Source organism: Lysobacter firmicutimachus, from assembly GCF_037027445.1.
Classification (GTDB): Bacteria; Pseudomonadota; Gammaproteobacteria; order Xanthomonadales; family Xanthomonadaceae; genus Lysobacter; species Lysobacter firmicutimachus.
Genome location: NZ_JBANDL010000002.1, coordinates 4,932,674 through 4,952,570, shown reverse-complemented (window position 1 = coordinate 4,952,570; position 19,897 = coordinate 4,932,674). Strand labels below are relative to the sequence as shown.

Below are 19,897 nucleotides of genomic sequence, written 5' to 3'. Positions count from 1 at the left end.
CGGACGGTCGGGCGCCGCCGCGTCTACGATCCGCGCTTCTAAAGAATCGGCGCCAAGCCCGCTCCGAAGGCGGTGAACATGCGCGTGGTCAGGCTCTTCACGCCGAGGTTGACCTCGGGGAAGTCGCCGACCGGCTTGTAGCAGGCGCGGAAGCCCGGGTCGTTGCGGTACAGCGGGTGCGGGCAGTTCGGACCCGGCACGAATTCGTAGCTGGTCGCGTAACGCACCGGCCACAGGTCGAAGATCGGCAAATGCTCGGAGATCTTGGCCAGCGAATACTCCAGGCCCGAGAACACCGGCGGTTTGTCGCGGCGCGCGATCACCCAAGAGTTGGCCGGGGCGATGTCGCGGCGGATGCTGTCCGCCAATGCGCGGGCGAAGGCCGGATCGTCGATCACCACCGCGCTTTCGGTATTGTAGTGATCGCCGCGCGGGTCGAAGTTGTGGGTGCCGATCACGCCGATGCGTTCGTCGATGACCATCGACTTGGCGTGCATGCCGATGCGCACGCCGGCGCGCTTGAGCGGCACCGGCTCGTTGCTGCGCCGGCGCGCGTAGCGGATCGCGGCGTACTCGCGCGCCAGCGGCTGGCGGTAGCGCTGGCCGTAGAGCACGCTGCTGCGGTCGGGCAGGCTGCCGCGCGATCCGCTGCCCTGCAACGCGACGCGGCTGGGTCGGCTGCGATCGCGGCGCACGCTCTGGTCCGCGCCGTCCGAGTCGGGCAGGCCGGGCAGATCCAGGTCGGGCAGCTGCGCGCCGGTGGCGGCGATGTCGATCGGCGCATCGGCCGGGAAGGGCTTGTACTCGTAGATATCGAAGCCGAACTCGCGCAGGTAGCGGCGCTTGTACTTGTACGACAGCGCGTAGGCGATGAAGGCGTCGGTCGCCGCCAGGCTGTTGGTCGAGACGATCACCCGCGGCGCGTCGGGACGTTCGTGCAGGGTGCGGAACAATTGCTGCGCCGACTTCGACAGCACCAGGTAGGGCGTTTGCAGCATCACTTCGCTGCGCGAGTTGGCGATCAGGTTGCGCAGCGAATCGGAGGCCAGCGCGGCAGCGGCGCTGTCCTCGCGATGCTTGTCCGGCGTGTCGGAGATGTAGCGCACCGCGCCGACCTCCAGCGCGTGCGCGGCCAGCCGCTGGCGCACCTGCTCGGTGTCGGCGGCGTCCTCGCGCATGCGCGCGGCGCGCTGCGGGCGTTCGAACTCGGCCTTGGGCAGTTCCGGCACGCCCTGCTTGAGCAGGCGCCGGCCGACATCGCCGAGGCGCTCGACCGGCACGCTGCGGCGGTCGTTCCAGAACAGTTCGAAGTCGTCGCCCATCAGGTCGGCGACCGGACCGGCGACCAGCACGTCGCGATCGCGGAAGTTGTACTCGTCGTCCCAGTCGTAATAGTCGTCCTGGTAGTTGCGCCCGCCGGCGATGCCGGTCTGGCGATCGGCGAGCAGCAGCTTGGTGTGCATGCGCTGGTTGAGCCGGCGCCAGCAGCAGGCCGCGGCGAGCACGTACTGCGGATAGCTTATCCGGGCGCGCTGCAGCACCGGGTTGTACAGCCGGACTTCGAAGTTGACGTGCGCGCCCGACAGCGCGGCCAGGGTGTCGACGTGGCGCAGCGCCGACAGTTGGTCCAGCAGCAGGCGCACGCGCACGCCGCGGCGCGCGGCGGCGAGCAGTTCGTCCAGCACCAGCTTGCCGGCGTCGTCCTCGTCGAAGATGTAGGTCTGCAGGTCCAGGCTGCGGCGGGCGCCGCGGATCAGGTCCAGCCGCGCCAGCATCGCGTCGGGGCCGCGGTCCAGGATCAGGGCGTAATGGCGCGGTTGTTCCGGGGTCGAGGCGGCGCGCGCGCGCAGACCCAGTTCGCGCAGCGGCGAGGGCTGGGCGCAGGCGTCGGCGGCGGTGCAGTCGAGCTGCTGCGAGCGGGCCTGCGCGGCGATCTCGCTGGCGCGGTCGCGCTGCGCCGGACTCAGGGTCGCGCAGGCGGACAGGCTCAAGGCCAGCAGGGCGGCGGCCAGGCCGCGCGGCACGGGGTTCAACGGGACGGCTCCTTGCGTTCCGCGCCGTCGCCGGCCGGAGTCTTGCTATCGCTGGGTTTCGGGTCGGCCATTCTGAGGCCTGCAGGCTTCAACCGTACCTGCATGGTGAAACGGACCCGGTCGCCGAGCGCGAGCTGCCAGCCGTCCAGGCGGTAGTCGTAGCGGCTGACGCTGCCGTAGGCGTAAGCGTCGCAGTCCTCGCCGGGGCGGGCGCAGGCGCCCGGCGGCAGGACGAAGGTTTCCCAGCGGCTGACCCCATGCAGGGTCAGCCGGCCGCGCAGCGGGCCGCCGGTGCGGACCAGGTCGGCGGCGTGCGGCTCGGACACGAATTCGATGGTCGGATAGCGGGCGGCATCGAAGAAACGCTCGCCGCGCGCCAGCCGGGTGTAGCGCTCGGAGTCGCCGACCACCACCGCGGCGGTGGCGAGGCGGATACGGACCTGGTGGCGACCGTCGGCGAGGGTCGCGACCTCGCCTTCGTAGCGCGGGAACTCGCCGCTGACCTTCTGGCCCCAGCGGGTGCGCAGTTCGAAGCCGAAACGGGTGTGGAGCGGATCGAAGCCCTGGCTCGACGGCGGGTTGTGCGGCGCGGCCGGGGGCTGCGCCGCGCCGGCCGCTGCGGCGCACAGCGCCAGCGCGATACCGCCCAGGACGCGCAGGGCCCGGCCCCGCCAGCGCCTCGGCGCCGGCGCCGATGGGCTCACGGCCACCAGAACTGGCTGAGCTGGGCGATGCCCGGTTCCAGGCTGGTGCCGGGCGGCACGGTGAGCACGGCGATGCCCGCCGGCGGCATGCCGCGGTAGTCGCCGGACTGGCCGCTGTGCAGCAGCGCCGCCAGCCGCTCCAGGCCCGGGTTGTGGCCGACCAGCATCAGCCGGTCGGCCTCCGGGTGGGTATCGGCCAGGCCGATCAGGGTGCCCGGCGTGGCCTCGTAGATCGACGGCTCGATGCGCTGTTCGACATAGCCGACCGCGCCGAGCACGGCCTCGAGGGTCTCGCGGGTGCGCCGCGACGGCGAACACAGTACGCAGTCGGGGACCAGTTTGTTCTGTGCCAGCCAGCGTCCGGCGGCTTCGGCTTCGGCCAGCCCCTCGGCGGACAGCGGGCGGTCGAGGTCGGCCTGGCCTTGGGCGGCGGGCTCGGCGTGGGCGTGACGCAACAGGATCAATTCGCGCATGAGAGCCAGTGTGGTGAGGAAAGGAAACGGACCGCGGCGGGGGCGCGAACGTGGTCGAAGCATGCCTGCCGGCGTCGCCCAAGGGTAGCGGCGCATCGGCGGCAGGCGCGTGAACGCGCGCCGCAGGCGGCGACGCCGGCGCGCGCGGGCGAGGGGCTTATTTGCGGATCCACTTCAGCAGCGGCTGCCAGTCGGCCTGGTGGTCGCGGATCTGCTGCGAGTGGTAGTCGAACAGGCTCTTGCCGAGCGCGGTCATGACCACATAGGCCTGGCTGTCGCGGATCTGCCCGACCACCGGGTAGGGCCATTCGCGCAGCAGTTCCACCGCCTGCTGCGAGGCGTTGGTCCAGGGCTTGAGCTTGTTGCCGAGCAGGCCGACCCGGAGCTGGCCGCGGCGCACCCGCGGGTGCTGGGCCAGGGTGTCGAGGAAGGGCACGGTGGCCTCGATGTCGAGCGTCGAGGGCTGCACCGGCACCACCACTGCGTCGGCGATTTCGAGAAAGCCGTCGAGGTCCTCGGCCATCGCCCCGGCCGGCGCGTCGATGACCGTGCGCTGGGCGTCTTCGGGCAGGTGCTTGCGCCAGGCCTTCCTGCGCGTGCCGTCCAACGGCAGGACCGCGCTTTCCAGCACCGAGCGGCGCTGCGCCCATCGGGTCGAGGAGCCCTGCGGATCGGCGTCGATCAAGGCCGTGCGCAACCCGTCCAAGGCCGCCTGCGCGGCGAGATGGGTCGCGATCGTGGTCTTGCCGACCCCGCCCTTGGAACTGGCCACCAGCACGGTTTTCATGCGAGCTCCCCTCCGGAAGGAACCCGCAGCGTACACCGGGGGCGGGGACGGGTCATCACAGGGGCGGGGTGGGGTGTGACCGGTAACGCCAAGTCGGCGCCGACCTCAGCCGGTGCCGACGCCGGCCCACAACGGCAGGGTCAGCAGGGACAGCAGCAAGCCGTAGCCGACCATCGCCGCGGTCAGGCGGGGGGCCAGGTTGTAGGCAATGGCGAGGGCGCCGGCGGTGACCATCGACGGCATCGCCGATTCCAGCACCACGGTGCGGGCCGCTTCGCCGTGCAGGCCCAGCCAGGGCAGCAGCAGCCAGGCCAGGGCCGGCATCAGCGCCAGTTTCAGCGCCAGGCCGGCGGCCAGCGGTTTGAGTTCTTCGCGCGGCAGGGTCAGTTTCACCGACAGGCCGATCGTCAGCATGGCCAGCGGCAGCAGGGCGTCGGACAGGCGCTGCAGTCCGCCGGCGATCCAGCCCGGCGGCTCGGCGGGCATGACGCCGAAACCGATCAGCAGCGCCCACAGCGGCGGGAAGCGCAGCACCCGCCGCAGCATGTCGCGCGGGCCGGGGCGGGCGTCGCCGCCGTAACGGGCCAGCACCCACAGGCCGAAGGTCGACAGGATCAGGAAGGCGCCGAACTGGTCGTAGACCACCGCATAGGGCAGGGCGTGTTCGCCGATCAGGGCGCGGGTCAGCGGGTAGCCGAGGAAGCTGGTGTTGCCCAGGGCCACGGTCAGCAGCAGCACCGCTTGTTCGTCGCGGCGCAGCTTCAGCAGCCGGGCCAGGGCGCCGACCAGCAGGACGGTCGCGCCGAGCAACAGCCACGGTACCGCGGCGACGCCGAGCAGGGCCGGCTCCAGCTGCAGCCGCGGGGCGTAGCGCAGCACCGCCGCCGGCAGGCAGACGTAGAGCACGACCAGGTTGAGGGTCTGGGCGGCGTTGTCCGGCAGCGCGCGCAGGCGCTGGAACAGGTAGCCCAGGACCAGCATGGCCAGGACCAGGGCGAAGGCGTCGAAGGCCATGGGCGGGAGTCGTCGGTGCGCAACGGTAGGACGATGGTCGCGGTTGCGCGGCGCGGGCTCAAGGCGGCTTTCGGCTTAGGCGCGGTAGGGGGCGCTCGGACGGAGGGGGCAAAAGCGAATCTCTCCCGGCCTGCTATCACAAAGGAGGGCGCCGTCTCGGGGGAGCGCATCGGGCGGAGCGGAGTGCGTCGCTGCCGCCGTTGCGGCAGTAGCCGGCGCCCGTATCCGTACCCGTGCCCGCGATGGCATTGGCGATGGGATGGGTACCGGTATTGGCGTTGGTGCTGGCATGGGGGGCGGTGCCGGCGCTCACCGCCGCCGGTTTGGCGTCGATGCGGACGTTGCCGTCGCCCGCTTCGCAAGAAGCGGCGGCGACCGCGCAGCGGGCGCGGGCATTGGCGCTGCCCTGGCTTTCGGCGGCCCCGTCCCGCCGCCGTATCATGTCCGCTCCACGGAAGAACTATCCCGATGAGCGACCTGCAAGACCTGACCGCGCTGATCCGTTCCAACACCGCCCTGATCGTGATCGAGACCCGCGACGAAGCGCGGGTGGTCGAACTGTTCCGCCAGGCGCTGATGAACGTCTGGCGCACGCTGCATCGCTGGTCGATCACCGAAGGCCTGCGCCGGATCGATCTGGACCGCGAGGACGAGGCCGATGTCGCGCCGGACATCTCCACCACCTTGCAGGCGATCCGCGATGCCGACCAGCGCGGCATCTATCTGCTGTTCGACGCCCACCCCTACCTGGGCTACGCCAGCACCCAGCGCCAGCTGCGCGAGATCGCCCAGCGCCGCGACTGCGAGCCGCACGTGCTGGTGCTGGTCGGGCATCAGGTCGAGTTGCCGGCGGATCTGGACTCGCTGGCGGTGCGCTTCGCGCCGCGCCTGCCCGACGCCAACGCGCTGCTCAAGCTGGTGCGCGAGGAAGCGGCCAACTACATGCGCGAGCACGGCGGGCGCCGGGTCGAGAGCGATGCCGAGGCGGTCGGGCAGATCGTGCGCAATCTGCGCGGCCTGGACCTGGTCGATGCGCGCCGTATCGCCCGCCACCTGATCTTCCGCGACGGTGCGATCGGCGCCGACGACCTGCCGGAGTTGGCCAAGCTCAAGTTCGAACTGCTCAACCGTTCCGGCCATCTGCATTACGAATACGACAGCGCGCGCATGAACGAGGTGGCCGGCGCGCGCCGGCTCAAGCGCTGGGTCGAACAGCGCCGCAGCGTGTTTACCGGCGCCGAACCGCCGCCGGGCCTGGACCCGCCCAAGGGCATGTTGCTGCTGGGCGTGCAGGGCTGCGGCAAATCGATGCTGGCCAAGGCGGTGGCTTCCGGCTTCGGCGTGCCGCTGCTGCGCCTGGATTTCGGCACCCTGTACGACAAGTTCCACGGCGAAACCGAAAAGAACCTGCGCGCGGCGCTGGCCTCGGCCGAGCAACTGGCGCCGGCGGTGCTGTGGATCGACGAAATCGAGAAGGGACTGGCCTCCGGCGGCGGCGATGGCGACGGCGGCGTGTCGCGGCGCGTGCTCGGCTATCTGTTGACCTGGATGGCCGAGCGCAAGTCCAGGCTGTTCCTGGTCGCGACCGCGAACCAGATCGAGGCCTTGCCGCCGGAACTGCTGCGCAAGGGCCGCTTCGACGAGATCTTCTTCGTCGACCTGCCGGTGGCCGAGGTGCGCGAGGCATTGTTCGCGACCCATCTGCGCAAGCGCGCGCTGGAACCGCAGCAGTTCGATCTGCCGGCGCTGGCCGCCGCCAGCGAGGGCTTTTCCGGCGCCGAGATCGAACAGGCCATCGTCGCCGCGCTGTACGCCGCGCATGCGGCCGGCGCGCCGCTGTCGGATTTCGTGCTGCGCGGCGAACTCAAGCAGACCCGGCCGCTGTCGGTGACGATGGCCGAACAGGTCGAGGCCTTGCGCGAATGGGCGCGCGGCCGCACCGTCGCGGCGGATTGAGCGCGCGCCGTTTTCGGGCGGGATGCAGGAGGCAATGCGGCGATCGCGGCGACGACCGCCATGGCCACGATCGTCGCTGCGGCGTTGAAGGGGCGCGGATCGTTGCGGCGCCGAATGCCGCGGCGCGGCGTCAACCGCGCCGCTTGACGTATACCCAGGCGCGTTGCCCGGAGGCCAGTTCGGCTTGGACGCGTTCGTACTCGTCCACTTCGTACGCGTCGGCCTGCGCCAGTTCCGCGGCGCTGATCGCGAACACCGTGCCGTCGACGCGGTCGTGCGGGTCGCCGCTGGCCTCGACGATGGGGTGATAGGCCTCGCCGCTGGTGGCGACGACCTGCGGATCTTCGATCCCGACCATCGTGCGGCGGAAGCCGGTCAACGCGTCGGCGCGGCCCTGCAGCAGGCGGCCGAAGGTGGCCTGCTGCACGGCCGGCAGTTGCAGGGTGCCGTAGGAGAACAGGCGTTGGTCGTATGTGTCGGTCATGTCGGAGTTCGCGGTAAAGGAGCGACGTACCCGCCGAGAAGGCCGCGGATCAATAGCCGGCCGCCTGACCGTCCTTGCGCGACTCGCTGGCGCCGATGTAGCCGCCGTGCGGGTTGACCATGATCGCCTGGTAGCCGCCGTAAGGCCCGTGCGCGAACCGCACGCTGTGGCCGCGGCGCATCAGTTCGCGCACGGTTTCGTACGGGTAGCCGGTCTCCAGGTCGAGCTCGCCGCCGTCGCTCATCGCCGTGGCCTGCCCGGCCGGTTCGGTCGAACCGTCGTGCTGGATCCGCGGCGCGTCGCCGGCTTCCTGCAGGTTCATGCCGAAGTCGATCAGGTTGATCAGGATCTGCGCATGCCCCTGCGGCTGCATCGCCCCGCCCATCACCCCGAACGACAGCCAGGGCTTGCCGTCCTTGGTCACGAACGCGGGAATGATGGTGTGGAACGGGCGCTTGCCCGGCGCGAACGAATTCGGATGCCCTTCCTTGAGCACGAATTGCTCGCCGCGGTCCTGGAAGATGAAGCCCAGCCCCGGCGGCGCCATGCCGCTGCCCATGCCGCGGTAGTTGGATTGGATCAGCGAAACCATCATGCCGTCGGCGTCGGCCACGGTCAGGTAGATGGTGTCGCCCTGGTCGAGCTGCGCCGGCGTCGCCGGCTGCGCCTCGCGCAGTGCCTTGTCCATCGAGATCAGCTTGCGGCGTTGCGCGGCGTAGTCCTTGGAGATCAGCTTGGCCACCGGCGAGGATTTCTCGAACGCCGGGTCGGCGTACCAGCGCGCGCGGTCGGCGAAGGCCAGTTTCTTGGCTTCGGCGAACAGGTGCACGTGCTCGACGCTGCCGAAGCCGTGCGCCTTCAGGTCGTAGCCTTCCAGGATGTTGAGGATCTGCAGCGCGGCGATGCCCTGGCCGTTGGGCGGCAGTTCCCAGACGTCGTAGCCGCGGTAATTGCTGCTGACCGGCTCGACCCATTCGCCGCGGTGCTCGGTCAGGTCCTCGTAGCGCAGGAAGCCGTCGTTGGCCTTGAAATAGGCGTCGATGGTGCGGGCGATATCGCCCTGGTAGAACGCATCGCGGCCGCCGCGCGCGATCTGTTCCAGGGTGTCGGCCAGATTCGGGTTCTTCCATATCTCGCCGGTGCGCGGGGCGCGCCCGTCGAGGGTGAACTGCTCCTTGAAGCCCGGCCACTTCGACAGCCGCGGCACCGAGGCGTTCCAGTAATAGGCGATCACCTCGTGCACCGGGTGGCCTTCGCGGGCATAGCGGATCGCCGGCGCCAGGTTCTCGGCCATCGGCTTGCGGCCGAAGCGCTGGTGCAGGGCGAACCAGGCGTCGACCGTGCCGGGCACGGTGACCGGCAGCGGGCCGTGCGCCGGCACTTCCTTGAGCCCGCGCTTCTCGAACTCGGCCAGGCTCAGCGCCTTGGGCGAGCGGCCGGAGCCGTTGTAGCCGTGCAGCTTTTTGCTCTTGGGGTCCCACACGATCGCGAACAGATCGCCGCCGATGCCGTTGCCGGTCGGTTCCATCAGCCCGAGCGCGGCGTTGGCGGCGATCGCCGCGTCGATCGCGCTGCCGCCGGCCTTCATCGTGTCCAGCGCGATCTGGGTGGCCAGCGGGTGCGAGGTGGCGGCGATCGCATGCGGGGCGTAGACCTCGCTGCGGGTGGCGAAGGGCTGGCCGCCGATGCGGTCGGCGGCCGGCGCCGCGGTGGGCAGGGCCAGGGCGCAGGCCAGGGCCAGCGCGGCGCGCAGCGCCGGCCGGCGTCGCGCGATGATCGGTCGGGACATGACGGCTCTCTCCGGTGGACGAGCGACGATAGCGCAGTCGGCGCCGGGCCCGCCCGGGCCGAAGGCAAGGGGGCGAAAGGGCTCAAGCCGCCGGGCTCATGTCGGTCGGCCCATTCCGTGCCCGGCTCAACTCCCCCCCAGAGGGCGACCTAGGGTCGACCCTAGCTGGGGAAGGCACCAGCTGTTTGCCGATCTTGTCAGTACATACGCTGCCGTCCAGATAACGGAACAGGGTCGCGCCATGAGCTTTCCGGAATTCTCGAATCCGCTGCTGCGCTTCGCGCAACTGCCCGGGCTGATCGACCAGCTGCTGCACCAGCAGCAACCGCAACAGCCGGCGACGCCAGCCCCGGTGGTCGAGCAGGCGCCGGCGGCGCCGATCGAACTGCCCTACAGCCCGTATGCGCCGGTGCCGAAGGCCGAGACCAAGCCCTTCAGCGAACAGCTCTACGGCCAGCAGCCGCAGAAAGAGATCGACACCGCGCTGGCCGAATTGTCCAGCGATGTCTACGACACCGAAGGCAAGGGCGCCGCGGGCTGGACGCGCCTGAGCCCGGAGCAGGTCAGCGCGCTCAAGACGCCGGACGGCCAGCCGGCGGGCATCGACCCGAACGATCTGGAAGTCGAAAGCTCGGGCTTCCGCGCCGCGATCTACACCAACGGCAACGGCCAGTACGTGGTCGCCTTCGCCGGCACCAACGGCTACAACCCGCTCGGCGACGGCGACATCGCTAACGACGTCGGCCAGGGCCTGGGCTTCAACACCAGCCAGTACAAGCAGGCGGTGGCGCTGGCCAAGGAAGCCGAGGCCGCGTTCGGCGACAACGTGGTCTACACCGGACACTCCCTCGGCGGCGGCCTGGCCTCGACCGCGGCCCTGGCCACCGGCAACACCGCGGTGACCTTCAACGCCGCCGGCCTCAGCAACGACACCCTGCGCGACCTGGGCTTCAGCCCGCACGAGGCGCGCTCGCAGGCCGAAGACGGGCAGATCCGCCGCTACAACGTCGACGGCGATCCGCTGACCGGCGTGCAGCAGAGCGTCGAAGTGCTCAACGGCATGCCCGATGCGGTCGGCTTCGAGCTCAACCTCAAGCATCCGGAAGGCTGGCCCAACGTGCTCAGCGCGCACGGCAGCGCGACCGTGATCGAGGCGATGAAGACCCAGACGCCGACCCCGACCGAAAGCACCGAGGGCGACGAACTCGGCGCGCTCGACGCGATGGCCGAAACCGTGTCCGAAACCGGCATCGACCTGCTCGGCGACGGCATCCAGGAAGTGGTCGACCTCGGCGTCGACGCCTTCAACGTCGGCTACGACTTCGGCGGCGACCTGGACGGCGTGATCAACAACGAGTACGCCAACGGCCGCTACATCGACGGCACGCTGAAGCTGGCCGGCGACGTCACCGAAGGTCTGGTCAATCTGACCGGCGACGTCGCCGAAGGCGCGTTCGACCTGACCGGCGACGTGCTGCAGGGCGCCGGCGAACTGAGCGGCGGGCTGATCCGCGACCTCGGCGAATACGTCGGCCTGGAAGGCGCCGGCGACACGGTCGGCGGTTGGCTCGAGGACAGCGGCCAATGGTTGGGTGCGCGCGCCGAGGACCTGGGCGACGTCAGCGAGGCGGTGATCGACGGCGTCGGCACCGTGGCCGAGGCGACCTTCGACGTGGTCGGCGACGTCGCCGAGGGCACGGTCAATGTGGCCAAGGACGTCGGCAGCTTCCTCAACCCCTTCGATTGAGTCGCGCCGCCGTCGCTTGTCGGGCCAAGAGCGGAAGCCCCTCCCCGTACCTGCATTGAAAAAGGGGGAGGGGGCGGTTTCGGCTTCGCTCCGGGGTTACGAGCGCATGCTCTTCCCGGCCCGAGATTCGTTCGGCGGGGTGGGGATCGCGACGGGGGCCGGACGGCGCGACGAGACTGACTTCGCAGCCGTCGGCGCCGGCCTGCGCTAGCATCGGCCGACCCAGCGAATCCAGGTGATCGCCATGCCCGCGCACTCTCCGATCCTGCGGCGCCTGCCCTCGCGCGTGATGGCCGCCGCCGTCTTGCTTATGCTGTCGGTCTGCACGGCGTGTGCCGGCCCTGGGAGCGGATCGATGCAAGCCAGCGAAGTTTTCCCCGACCTGCGCAACGCCGAGCTGGCCGAGGCGGCCGCCGAAGGCAACGGCGCGCGCGTGCGCGAGCTGGTCGCCGCCGGCGCCGATCCCAATGCCCGCGGCGCCAAGGGAGTGACGCCGCTGCAGTGGGCGCTGTACCACCGCAGCACCGACGGCCTAAAGGCGTTGCTCAGCGCCGGCGCCGACCCTGCGGTCGGCAGCGACGACGGCATGACCGTGGTCCATCTGGCGGCGATGGCCAACGACCCGCGGCTGCTGCGCGCGCTGCTCGACCAGGGCGTGGACCCGAACCTGCCCAACACCGTGACCCGCGCCAGCCCGCTGGCGTCGGCGTTGATGGGCGAGCGCGAGGAAAACTTCGAGGCGCTGCTGGCCGCCGGCGCCAAGCCCGACCTCGCCGACCGCACCGGCAACACGCCGCTGCACGAGGCGGCCAAGGTCAACGAATTCGGTCATGCCCTGACCCTGCTCAAGGCCGGCGCCAGTCCGAACGCGCGCAACGTGCAGGGCGCGAGCTTCCAGCGCTTCATGTTCATGACCCCCAGCAAGCTGCTCAACGCCCGCACCCGCGATCAGCGCGAGGCGGTGGTGGAGTGGCTGCGCGAGCATCGCATCCCGGTCGAGGACGCGCAGGCCAAGTGAGCCTGCGCCGAGCGCGTTTCGGGCAGCGTTCCGGGTAGGGGGGCGTAGCGCGGGAATTTTTCCGGCCATAAGCCGCGACGGGAGATGCGCAGCCGTCCTGACGAGCGCGTTCTGGTTCGGAACGGTGTTCCCGCCTTTGGGCAGGAGCGGTGTAACCGCTGCCCGCCGCTGCGCCGCGCAGTTGGTCAGCCACCGACGCCGGGGCAATCGGGTGTTCTTTGGGCCGATGGCGATTTTCGGCCGGCGGCGTGGCATTCCGCTGCTTCGGTTGTCGCGGCTTACGCCGCTCCTACCGGCGGGCGTTTGCGGCTTCGTTCGGCGGCGGCGGTGTTGAAGGCTCTGCCTTTTCGTGGTCGCGGCTTGCGCTGCTCCTACCCCGTGTGAGCGCAGCGCGTGCCGGTTCCCCCTTGCCAGGGGCGCACCGAGGGAGCTTGCTCTCAGCTCTCGAGGCCCGCCCTCAAACCAGACGCCGCAAGCGTTCCAACGCCGTCTCCAAGTCGCTCAGCAGCGGCAGTACGAGGGCCCAGTCCTGGGCGCGCGCGGCCTGCTCCAGGGCCAGCGCGGCGCGTTCGAGTTCGTGCGCGCCGACCAGTGCGGCGGCGCCTTTGATCCGGTGCGCCTGGCGCTGTACGGCGACGATGTCGCCGTCGCGGTGCGCGCCGTGCAGCACGCTGTGGTCCTGGGCCATCGCAGCGAGAAAGTCGTCGAGCACGTCGCCGGCGTTGCCCTCGCCTTCGGCGAGCAGGCCGCGCAGGACCTCGCGGTCCAACACCTGCGCCTGTTCGGCCGGGTCGCGCTCGTCCGGCGCCGCTTCGGCGGCGTTCGCGGTATGCGGCAACCAGCGTTGCAGGCAGGCGGCCAGTCGCGCGACCGCGACCGGCTTGACCAGGTAATCGTCCATGCCCGCGTCCAGGCAGGCCTCGGCCTCGCCTTTCAGGGCCGAGGCGGTCAGGGCCACGATCGGCGTGCGCGGCCGGCGCTCGCGCGCTTCCTCGGCGCGCACCGCGCGCGCCAGGGCGTAGCCGTCCATGCCCGGCATGTGCACGTCCGACAGCAGCAACGCGTAGCGGCCGCTGCGCCAGCGCTGCAAGCCGTCCTCGCCGCCGGCCGCCGGCTCGCTGGCGTAGCCGGCCAAGGCCAGTTGCCGCGCGATCACCAGGCGATTGGTCGGATGGTCGTCGATCAGCAGGATCAGGCTGCGCTGGCGCTGCGCTTGCTCGACGTCGGGCACCGCGCGCGCGGCCAGGGCCGCACCGTCGCCGATCGGCGCGGTCGCGGGCGGCAGCTCGGCTTCGCGGGCGCGCGCCAACGGCAGGCGCAATCGCAGGGTGGTGCCGCGACCGGGTTCGCTGTCCAGTTCGATCTCGCCTTCCATCAGCGTCGCCAGTCGGCGGCAGATCGCCAGGCCCAGGCCGGTGCCGCCGTAACGGCGGGTGGTCTCGTTGTCGGCCTGGCTGAAGGGTTCGAACAAATGCTGTTGCTGCTCGGCGCCGATGCCGATGCCGGTGTCGCAGACGCGGAAGCACAGCGCGTCGCGCGGCCGGCCGTCGGCGTCGGGCGCGGCCTCGCCCTCGTAGATCAGCGCCGCCTCGACCGTGCCGCGTTCGGTGAACTTGACCGCGTTGGACAGGAAGTTGCCGAGGATCTGCCGCAACCGCAGCGCATCGGCGCGATGCGCCGGCGGCACCCGCGGGTCGACCTCGCAGTGCAGTTCGATGCCGCGGCTGGCGGCGGCGCCGAGGAAGCCGGCGACGGTGGTCCGCAGCAAGGCCGGCAGCGCGGTCGGTTCCAGCGTCAGCTCCAGCCGGCCGGCCTCGATCTTGGAGAAGTCGAGAATGTCGCCGATGATCTGCAGCAGCGACTGCGAGGACTGTTGGATCACTTCCAGCGCGTGCCGCTGCTCCGGGTCCAGGCGCGAATGCGCCAGCACTTCGATCATGCCGGTAACGCCGATCATCGGCGTGCGGATCTCGTGGCTCATCGCCGCCAGGAACGAGGACTTGGCCCGGCTCGCGTCCTGCGCCCGCGCTTCGCTGACCCGCAGCTCGCGTTCCAGCCGCTTCAGCGCGCTGAGGTCGGCGGCGATCAGCAGCAGGCCGGGACGGTCGTCTTCGTCGGCGGTCGCCGAGACCGCGACCAGCGCCGGCACCCAGGTGCCGTTGCGGTGGCGCAGCCGGATCTCGCGCGGCGCGGCGCGCAAGCGGGCGAGTTCGCGCAGCGCAGTCCAGTCGGCCTCCACCGGCCGGCCCAGGCGCATGCCCAGTTCGCTGGCCAGCGCGCGCAGTGCGCGACCTTCGAACACCGAGTGCAGGTAATCGCGGCCGATCGCTTCCTCGGCGCGGATGCCGAGCAGGCGTTCGGCGAAAGGATTGACCAGGCTGAAGCGGCCTTGCTCGTCGACCGCCAGGATCGCGGTCTGCGCCGCTTCCAGCAGCGAGCGCTGGAAGCGCTCGCGCCGTTCCAACTCGGCGCGGGTGCGCTCGTTGCGGATCAGTTGGCCGGTCAGTTCGGTCTCGAAGCCGAGCACGTCGCGGCGCATGTCGATGAAGGCCTGCATGACCGCGCCGAGTTCGCCCGGCGGCAACTCGCCGGGCTCGGCGGTGTAGTCGTGCTCGCGCATGCGCCGCGCCAGCCAGGTCAGCCGGACCACGCCGCGCGAGGCGTTGCGCAGCACCCGCCGGCCGACCAGCGCCGCCAGCAACAGCGCCGCCAGCGACAGGCCGATGCGCAGCAGGCTGACCCGCTCGCTGCGGGCGATGTCGGCGCGGACCACCGCCTCGGCCTGGATCAGCTCCAGGTCGGAGATGGCCTGCAGGCGCTGGGTCAACGGGTCGATCGACGGATACAGGCGGGTGTCGGCGAAGCGTCCCAGCGCGGGCAGGTCGCGTCGGCGCAGGATCGCCTGCAGTTCGGCCGTGGCGGCGTCGGCGTCGTGCCGGGCCTGTTCGGCGGCGCGCAACTGATCGTGCTCGATCGCGGTATGCGGCAGGTGCTGCAGCCGCCGCCAGCCGCGGTCGATGCGCCGGCGCGCGTCGTCGACCCGGCGCAGGCCCTCGTCCCAGCCGACCAGGCCGTTGCGCACCCGAAAGGTGGTGTCGACCACGTCCAGGCCGTAGGCGTCGGACACGGTCTTGAGCAAGCGCAGGCCGATCAGGCCGTCGTCCTTCAAGGCGTGCAGGGTCTTGCGTGCCCGGTACTGTTCGACCTCGTCGATGACCAGCACGCTGGCGCCGGTCAGCAGGAACAGGCCGAACAGGCCCCACAGTTGGTGGCGCACGCTGATCCGGTCGAGCCAGGCCAGCATCGCCGCCTCAATGCTCGGGCCGGCGCCAACGGCCGAGCAGGGCCGGCAATTCCCCGCCGGGCACGGCGTCGCCGATCAGCCGGCCCTGGGCGATGGCGCAGCCCAGGTCAGCCAGCATCTGCCAGTCCTCGACCGTTTCCACGCCCTCGGCGACCGCGTCCAGGCCGAGCTTGCGCGCCAGGTCCAGGCTGGCCTCGACCACCGCGCGCTGGCGCGGCTGGTGGGCGGCGCCGGCGACGAATTCCTGATCGATCTTGAGTTCGGTGAACGGCACCTGCGACAGCTGCGACAGCGACGACCAGCCGGTGCCGAAGTCGTCGATCGACAGGCCGAAGCCCTTCAGCCGCAACCGCGCCAGCACGCCCAGGCCGCGCGCGGCATCGGCGATCAGCGAGCTCTCGGTCAGCTCCAGCACCACTTCGCCGGGCTCGACGCCGGCCGCGCGGACGATGCGCTGGTAGCGGTCGGCCGCGCCGGCGTCGTCGAGCGCGGTCGCCGGCACGTTGACCGACAGCTTCAGGCGCAGGCCCTGGCGTTCCCACTGCCGTTTCCAGGTGCAGGCGCCGGCGAGGATGCGTTCGGTCAGGGTGTCGAGCAACTGCAGTTCTTCCAGCACCGGCATGAAGTGCTGCGGCATGACCACGCGGCCGTCGCCGCGGCGCCAGCGCGCCAGCGCCTCGACGCCGATCACGCGGCCGTTGCCGAGCTCGACCTGGGGCTGGAACCAGGGCTGGATGTCGCCGCTATCGAGCGCGGCGCGCGCGCTGTCGGGGCTGATCTCGCCGGGGTCCTCGTCGGCGTCGGCGGCGACGGCTTGGTCCAGGCCGGCCAGGGCCTGGGCCAGCTTGGCCCGGGTCAGCGGCTTGGGCACCGCTTCCAGCACGTGCAGGCCGCAGGCGCGGGCCATGGTCTGCACGGTATGCAGCAACGCCGCGTCGAGCGCGCTGGCGACCAGCACCGAGCGCGCCAGGTGCTCATGGGCGAGGTGGTCGATGAATTCGATGCCGTCCATGCCGGGCATGTCGAGATCGACCACGACCACATCGGGCGCTTGCGGCAACGCGCGCAGCAGACGCAGTGCGGAGACCCCGTCGCCGGCTTCGTGCAGGCGGGCGATGCCCAGTTCGGCCAGCAGGCGCAGGGCCATGCGGCGCTGGAAGCCGTGGTCTTCGACTACCAGTACGCTCAAGGCCGATAGCGACATGCGATCCCTCGGCTGCGTGCGCAGCGGCGGACCGACGTCCCGGGGGCGGACATCCGGCCGCGAAGGCCGACTGTAGCCGGGTCTGCGGACGAGCGCAGGGCGCGGCGACGAACGGTCGCCGATCAGATTACGCGCCGCACGGCGGCGGCGCGTGAAACCTGGCCGGTGGCGGAGCCGGGCGCGAGGGCCCGGCCCGGCCACTCAGGGCCAGCGCGGCGGGTTGGCGGCCCAGGCCTGCTGCACTTCGGCCAGGGTGGCGCGCTCGGCGTCGCGCCAGTCCGGCAGCAGCTCGGCGTAGCGCGAGGTGCCGCGCCACAGGTCCGGCTCGGTGCGCACGGCGGCGGCGTACCACTGCAGCGCTTCGTCCTTGCGCCCCAGCTGCCACAGCGCCACGGCGAAGGTCGGCGGCATCCAGGCGGCGCTGACGCTGCGCGCATTGTGCAGCACCGTCCACTGCTTGAACGCGTCTTCGTAGGCGCCGGCGCGGTACAGGTCCCAGCCGTAGTTCCAGTTGATCGCGCGCCACAGGCTGCTGCCGCTGTCGACATCGCGGAACGCGCGCGCGTAGAGCTGGCGGCCGAGTTCGGCGCGGCCGGCGTCCATCGCCAGATGGCCGAGCTGGGCCGCTTCGGCCGGCGCGTTGGCCTTGCGTTCGAGGATCTTGGCCAGGCGTTCCATCGCCGCTTCGCCGGTTTCGCGCAGCGCGATCACCGGCTTGGTGGTCTGTCCGTCGACGTCGAAATAGAACTCGACCGGCTTGGACAGGGTCTGGGCGCCGGCAGCGCCGGACACGAGGGCCGCGGCAAGCGCCGCCGCCAACAACGAGTTGCGGATGAGCATGTAGATCGAATCCCCCTGGCTACCCGTACATGCTAACCGCTGCACAGCACAATCCATGAACGAGCGCACATAATTCTTTGACATAAACTGGCCGCCGGCCTGCTTCAGGCCGGCGGATTCGCGTATTTGCGCGCCGCGGCCGCGATCAGCCGCCCGGTCGCAGCAGCACCCGGTCCAGCGCCCACAACGGGTCGTGGCTGCCGCTGGCGAAGACCAGGCACAGGTTGTGGCGGCCGCTGAGCTTGGGCAGCGGCGCCCGCAGCTCGCTGATGCCGGCCGAACCGCGCGCCGGCGCCAGCGGCAGGCGCGCCACCGGTTCGCTCTTGCAGTCGTCCAGCCGCACTTCCAACGCGCCGCCGAGTTCGGCCTTGCGGGTCACGATGTTCTTGGTGTCGTGCCAGAGCTGGAAGTTGTAGGGCAGTTGGCCGACCCGGACCTCGATCTGGCCGACCCCGTCCAGCGCGGCGTTGGGATAGATCCAGCACGGGTCGATCAGGTTGACGGTCAACGCAGCGCGCTCGCCGTCGCCGCGGCCGTCGCGCGCGGCATCGTCCTCCACGCGCAGGTTGTAGCCCTCGCGGCAGGGCGTCAGCGCGGCGCTGCCGAGCGCGCCGAATTCGGCCGCGTCGGCGATCCGGTAGCGGCGCGGCGCCGATACCGGCTGCGTGTCGAAGAACGTGGTCGCGACCAGATCCAGCGGCGCCTTGGCCGGCAGCGGCGCGGCATAGACCGGCGAACTCGCGTCCGGCTCGCGTCCGTCGGTGCGGTAGCGGATCTGGCCGAAGCCGGTCTGGTTGGACAGGCGGATCTGCGGCGCCGCGCCGGGTTCGCCGGCGAGTTCGAACTTGACCGCATAGGCGGCGTCGCTGGCGCCGACCTTCTGCGCCCGATAGCGCGCCAACTGCGGCACCAGGCGGCGCTGGAAATCGTTCCAGTCGCGGCCGGCCTGCGGCGACCACACGACTTCGGCCAACGCGTCCAGGCGCGGATACAGCGCCAGCTCGACCCGGTCGAAGCCGCGCTTGTGCTCGCTCCACAGATTGGCCTGGGCGCCGATCACGCGCTTGGCCTGTTCGCCCTGGAGCTCCTGCGGAATCACCTCGAAGCCGTAGAAATCCTGCAGCGTGCTGACCGGATAGCGGCCGCTGGGCTCGTCGTCGCGATCGCTCTGCGCGTAATCGAGATACAGCTTGCGGTCCGGCGACAGGATCACGTCGTGGCCTTCGCGCGCGGCTTCGACCGCGCCTGCGGTGCCGCGCCAGGACATCACCGTCGCGCTCGCCGGCAGCTTGCCGCCTTCCAGGATCTCGTCCCAGCCGACCAGCACGCGCTGGCGCGTCTCCAGGTGCTTGCCGATCCGGCCGACGAACCAGCTCTGCAGCGCCATCTCGTCCTTCAGCCCCAGCGCTCGGATCTTGGCCTGCACCGCGGGCGAGGCGATCCACTGGTCCTTGGCCGCTTCGTCGCCGCCGATGTGGATGTACTTGGACGGAAACAGTCCTGCGACTTCGTCGAGCACGTTCTGCAGGAACTCGAAGGTCGGTTCGTCGACCCCGTACAGATAGGTGTGCACGCCCCAGTCCGGCGATACCGGCGGCGCCTGCTTCAACACGTCGCGCACGCCGAGTTCGGGATAGGCGGCGATCGCCGCCTGCGCGTGGCCGGGCATTTCGATCTCCGGCACTACGGCGATGTGGCGCGCGGCGGCGTAGGCGACCACCTCGCGGATCTGCGCCTGGGTGTAGAAACCGCAGTACGGCCGCGGCGTGCCGTCCTCGCCGCGGCCGGCGGCGCCGGCGGGAATGCGGCAGCCGCCGACTTCGGTCAGGCGCGGGTAGCGCTGGATCTGGATCCGCCAGCCCTGGTCGTCGGTGAGGTGCCAGTGGAAGGTGTTGAGCTTGTGCAGCGCCATCTGGTCGATGATCGACTTGACCTCCTCGACGCTGCGGAAATGGCGCGCGACGTCGAGCATCAGCCCGCGCCAGGCGAAGCGCGGCGCATCCTCGATGCGTTGCGCGGCGATCGCGGTCGGACCCTGGCCGGGGGCCGCGGTGGCCAATTGCCACAGACTGACCGCGCCGTAGAACAGGCCGGCGGCGGCGCGCGCGCGCACCCGCACGCCGTCGGCGCGGATGTCCAGCGCATACGCCTCCTCGCCGGCCGGCGCGGCCGGATCGATGGCGAACGACACCGCGCCGGCGGCGGGCTGGGCGGCGGCGTCGATCGCCGGAGCGAAGCCGCGCGCGCGCTGCAAGCGCGCGGCGAAGTCTTCGGCCACCGTGCGCGCGGCCGCGTCGCCGGCGGCGACGCTGAGCCGGGTCTGCGGGCCGAGCACGAAGCGGCCCTGGCCCGGCACCATCTGCGCCGGCCGCGGAATCAGCGCGCTGGGATGCGCGGCGGTGGCGGCCGCCGCGTCGGCCGGCGCCGCGGCATCGGGCTTGGTCGCGGCGGGCGTTTTCGGATCGGCACCGGTGCAGGCGGCCAGCGCCAGGCTCAGCGCGGTGGCGGCGGTGCGGGTCCAGGCAGTGCGTGTCTTCATCGGCT

The 19,897-nt window shown here is 71.0% G+C and carries 14 protein-coding genes; 3 read left to right on the top strand and 11 right to left on the bottom strand.

Features of this window, described 5'->3' with window-relative positions:
- Nucleotides 1-38: 38 nt before the first annotated feature.
- From V2J18_RS21380 to V2J18_RS21360, 5 genes are all read right to left on the bottom strand, one after another.
- A complete protein-coding gene (locus V2J18_RS21380) occupies nt 39-2,033 on the bottom strand; it encodes a phospholipase D family protein (RefSeq protein WP_064745937.1) in 1,995 nt (664 codons plus the stop codon).
- Nucleotides 2,030-2,737, bottom strand: a complete 708-nt coding sequence (locus V2J18_RS21375) for a YceI family protein (RefSeq protein WP_261369967.1) — start codon at nt 2,735-2,737, stop codon at nt 2,030-2,032. Before V2J18_RS21375 ends, V2J18_RS21380 begins: the two co-directional genes overlap by 4 nt.
- Entirely contained in the window at nt 2,734-3,210 is a 477-nt protein-coding gene (locus V2J18_RS21370) for a SixA phosphatase family protein (RefSeq protein ID WP_064745936.1), read from the bottom strand. Before V2J18_RS21370 ends, V2J18_RS21375 begins: the two co-directional genes overlap by 4 nt.
- Nucleotides 3,211-3,367: 157 nt before the next feature.
- Nucleotides 3,368-3,997 carry a nucleotide-binding protein gene (locus tag V2J18_RS21365; protein ID WP_336132831.1) on the bottom strand — a complete coding sequence of 210 codons (630 nt, stop codon included), beginning with the start codon at nt 3,995-3,997 and terminating at the stop codon, nt 3,368-3,370.
- A 105-nt stretch (nt 3,998-4,102) separates the two neighbouring features.
- Nucleotides 4,103-5,011 (bottom strand): AEC family transporter, encoded by a 909-nt coding sequence (locus tag V2J18_RS21360; RefSeq protein WP_336132830.1) that lies wholly within the window; start codon nt 5,009-5,011, stop codon nt 4,103-4,105.
- 468 nt (nt 5,012-5,479) lie between these two features.
- Between V2J18_RS21360 and V2J18_RS21355 the strand changes: the two genes are divergently transcribed.
- Entirely contained in the window at nt 5,480-6,967 is a 1,488-nt protein-coding gene (locus tag V2J18_RS21355; RefSeq protein ID WP_336132829.1) for an AAA family ATPase, read from the top strand.
- A 130-nt stretch (nt 6,968-7,097) separates the two neighbouring features.
- On the opposite strand, the gene V2J18_RS21350 is transcribed toward V2J18_RS21355, so the two are convergent.
- Nucleotides 7,098-7,451 carry a gamma-glutamylcyclotransferase family protein gene (locus V2J18_RS21350; protein WP_064745932.1) on the bottom strand — a complete coding sequence of 118 codons (354 nt, stop codon included), beginning with the start codon at nt 7,449-7,451 and terminating at the stop codon, nt 7,098-7,100.
- Nucleotides 7,452-7,500: 49 nt separating this feature from the next.
- Complete coding sequence (gene ggt, locus V2J18_RS21345; RefSeq protein WP_336132828.1) at nt 7,501-9,240, bottom strand: gamma-glutamyltransferase; 1,740 nt, start codon at nt 9,238-9,240, stop codon at nt 7,501-7,503.
- 241 nt (nt 9,241-9,481) lie between these two features.
- On the opposite strand from ggt, the gene V2J18_RS21340 reads away from it, so the two are divergent.
- On the top strand, nt 9,482-10,987 hold the full coding sequence (locus tag V2J18_RS21340) for a Tle-like phospholipase domain-containing protein (RefSeq protein ID WP_336132827.1): 1,506 nt from the start codon (nt 9,482-9,484) through the stop codon (nt 10,985-10,987).
- Between the two features lie 355 nt (nt 10,988-11,342).
- Nucleotides 11,343-12,005, top strand: a complete 663-nt coding sequence (locus V2J18_RS21335) for an ankyrin repeat domain-containing protein (RefSeq protein ID WP_064745930.1) — start codon at nt 11,343-11,345, stop codon at nt 12,003-12,005.
- Nucleotides 12,006-12,462: 457 nt separating this feature from the next.
- Here the strand turns inward: V2J18_RS21335 and V2J18_RS21330 are convergent, their stop codons facing one another.
- The 4 genes from V2J18_RS21330 to V2J18_RS21315 all read right to left on the bottom strand — a co-directional run bounded on the left by V2J18_RS21330 (nt 12,463) and on the right by V2J18_RS21315 (nt 19,892).
- Nucleotides 12,463-15,309, bottom strand: a complete 2,847-nt coding sequence (locus V2J18_RS21330; protein WP_336132825.1) for an ATP-binding protein — start codon at nt 15,307-15,309, stop codon at nt 12,463-12,465.
- A gap of 7 nt (nt 15,310-15,316) precedes the next feature.
- The gene (locus V2J18_RS21325) at nt 15,317-16,513 is read right to left on the bottom strand and encodes an EAL domain-containing response regulator (RefSeq protein WP_336132824.1); all 1,197 of its coding nucleotides are present in this window, start codon (nt 16,511-16,513) and stop codon (nt 15,317-15,319) included.
- 201 nt (nt 16,514-16,714) lie between these two features.
- The gene (locus V2J18_RS21320) at nt 16,715-17,353 is read right to left on the bottom strand and encodes a hypothetical protein (RefSeq protein ID WP_064745927.1); all 639 of its coding nucleotides are present in this window, start codon (nt 17,351-17,353) and stop codon (nt 16,715-16,717) included.
- Nucleotides 17,354-17,498: 145 nt separating this feature from the next.
- Nucleotides 17,499-19,892 (bottom strand): family 20 glycosylhydrolase, encoded by a 2,394-nt coding sequence (locus tag V2J18_RS21315; protein WP_336132823.1) that lies wholly within the window; start codon nt 19,890-19,892, stop codon nt 17,499-17,501.
- Between the last annotated feature and the right edge of the window lie 5 nt (nt 19,893-19,897).

What these genes read in the sequence shown, in the direction of transcription:
- V2J18_RS21370 (WP_064745936.1), bottom strand. Translation starts at nt 3,210, where the DNA reads ATGCGCGAATTGATCCTGTTGCGTCACGCCCACGCCGAGCCCGCCGCC.
- V2J18_RS21365 (WP_336132831.1), bottom strand. Translation starts at nt 3,997, where the DNA reads ATGAAAACCGTGCTGGTGGCCAGTTCCAAGGGCGGGGTCGGCAAGACC.
- V2J18_RS21360 (WP_336132830.1), bottom strand. Translation starts at nt 5,011, where the DNA reads ATGGCCTTCGACGCCTTCGCCCTGGTCCTGGCCATGCTGGTCCTGGGC.
- V2J18_RS21355 (WP_336132829.1), top strand. Translation starts at nt 5,480, where the DNA reads ATGAGCGACCTGCAAGACCTGACCGCGCTGATCCGTTCCAACACCGCC.
- V2J18_RS21350 (WP_064745932.1), bottom strand. Translation starts at nt 7,451, where the DNA reads ATGACCGACACATACGACCAACGCCTGTTCTCCTACGGCACCCTGCAA.
- ggt (WP_336132828.1), bottom strand. Translation starts at nt 9,240, where the DNA reads ATGTCCCGACCGATCATCGCGCGACGCCGGCCGGCGCTGCGCGCCGCG.
- V2J18_RS21340 (WP_336132827.1), top strand. Translation starts at nt 9,482, where the DNA reads ATGAGCTTTCCGGAATTCTCGAATCCGCTGCTGCGCTTCGCGCAACTG.
- V2J18_RS21335 (WP_064745930.1), top strand. Translation starts at nt 11,343, where the DNA reads ATGCAAGCCAGCGAAGTTTTCCCCGACCTGCGCAACGCCGAGCTGGCC.
- V2J18_RS21330 (WP_336132825.1), bottom strand. Translation starts at nt 15,309, where the DNA reads ATGCTGGCCTGGCTCGACCGGATCAGCGTGCGCCACCAACTGTGGGGC.
- V2J18_RS21325 (WP_336132824.1), bottom strand. Translation starts at nt 16,513, where the DNA reads ATGTCGCTATCGGCCTTGAGCGTACTGGTAGTCGAAGACCACGGCTTC.
- V2J18_RS21320 (WP_064745927.1), bottom strand. Translation starts at nt 17,353, where the DNA reads ATGCTCATCCGCAACTCGTTGTTGGCGGCGGCGCTTGCCGCGGCCCTC.
- V2J18_RS21315 (WP_336132823.1), bottom strand. Translation starts at nt 19,892, where the DNA reads ATGAAGACACGCACTGCCTGGACCCGCACCGCCGCCACCGCGCTGAGC.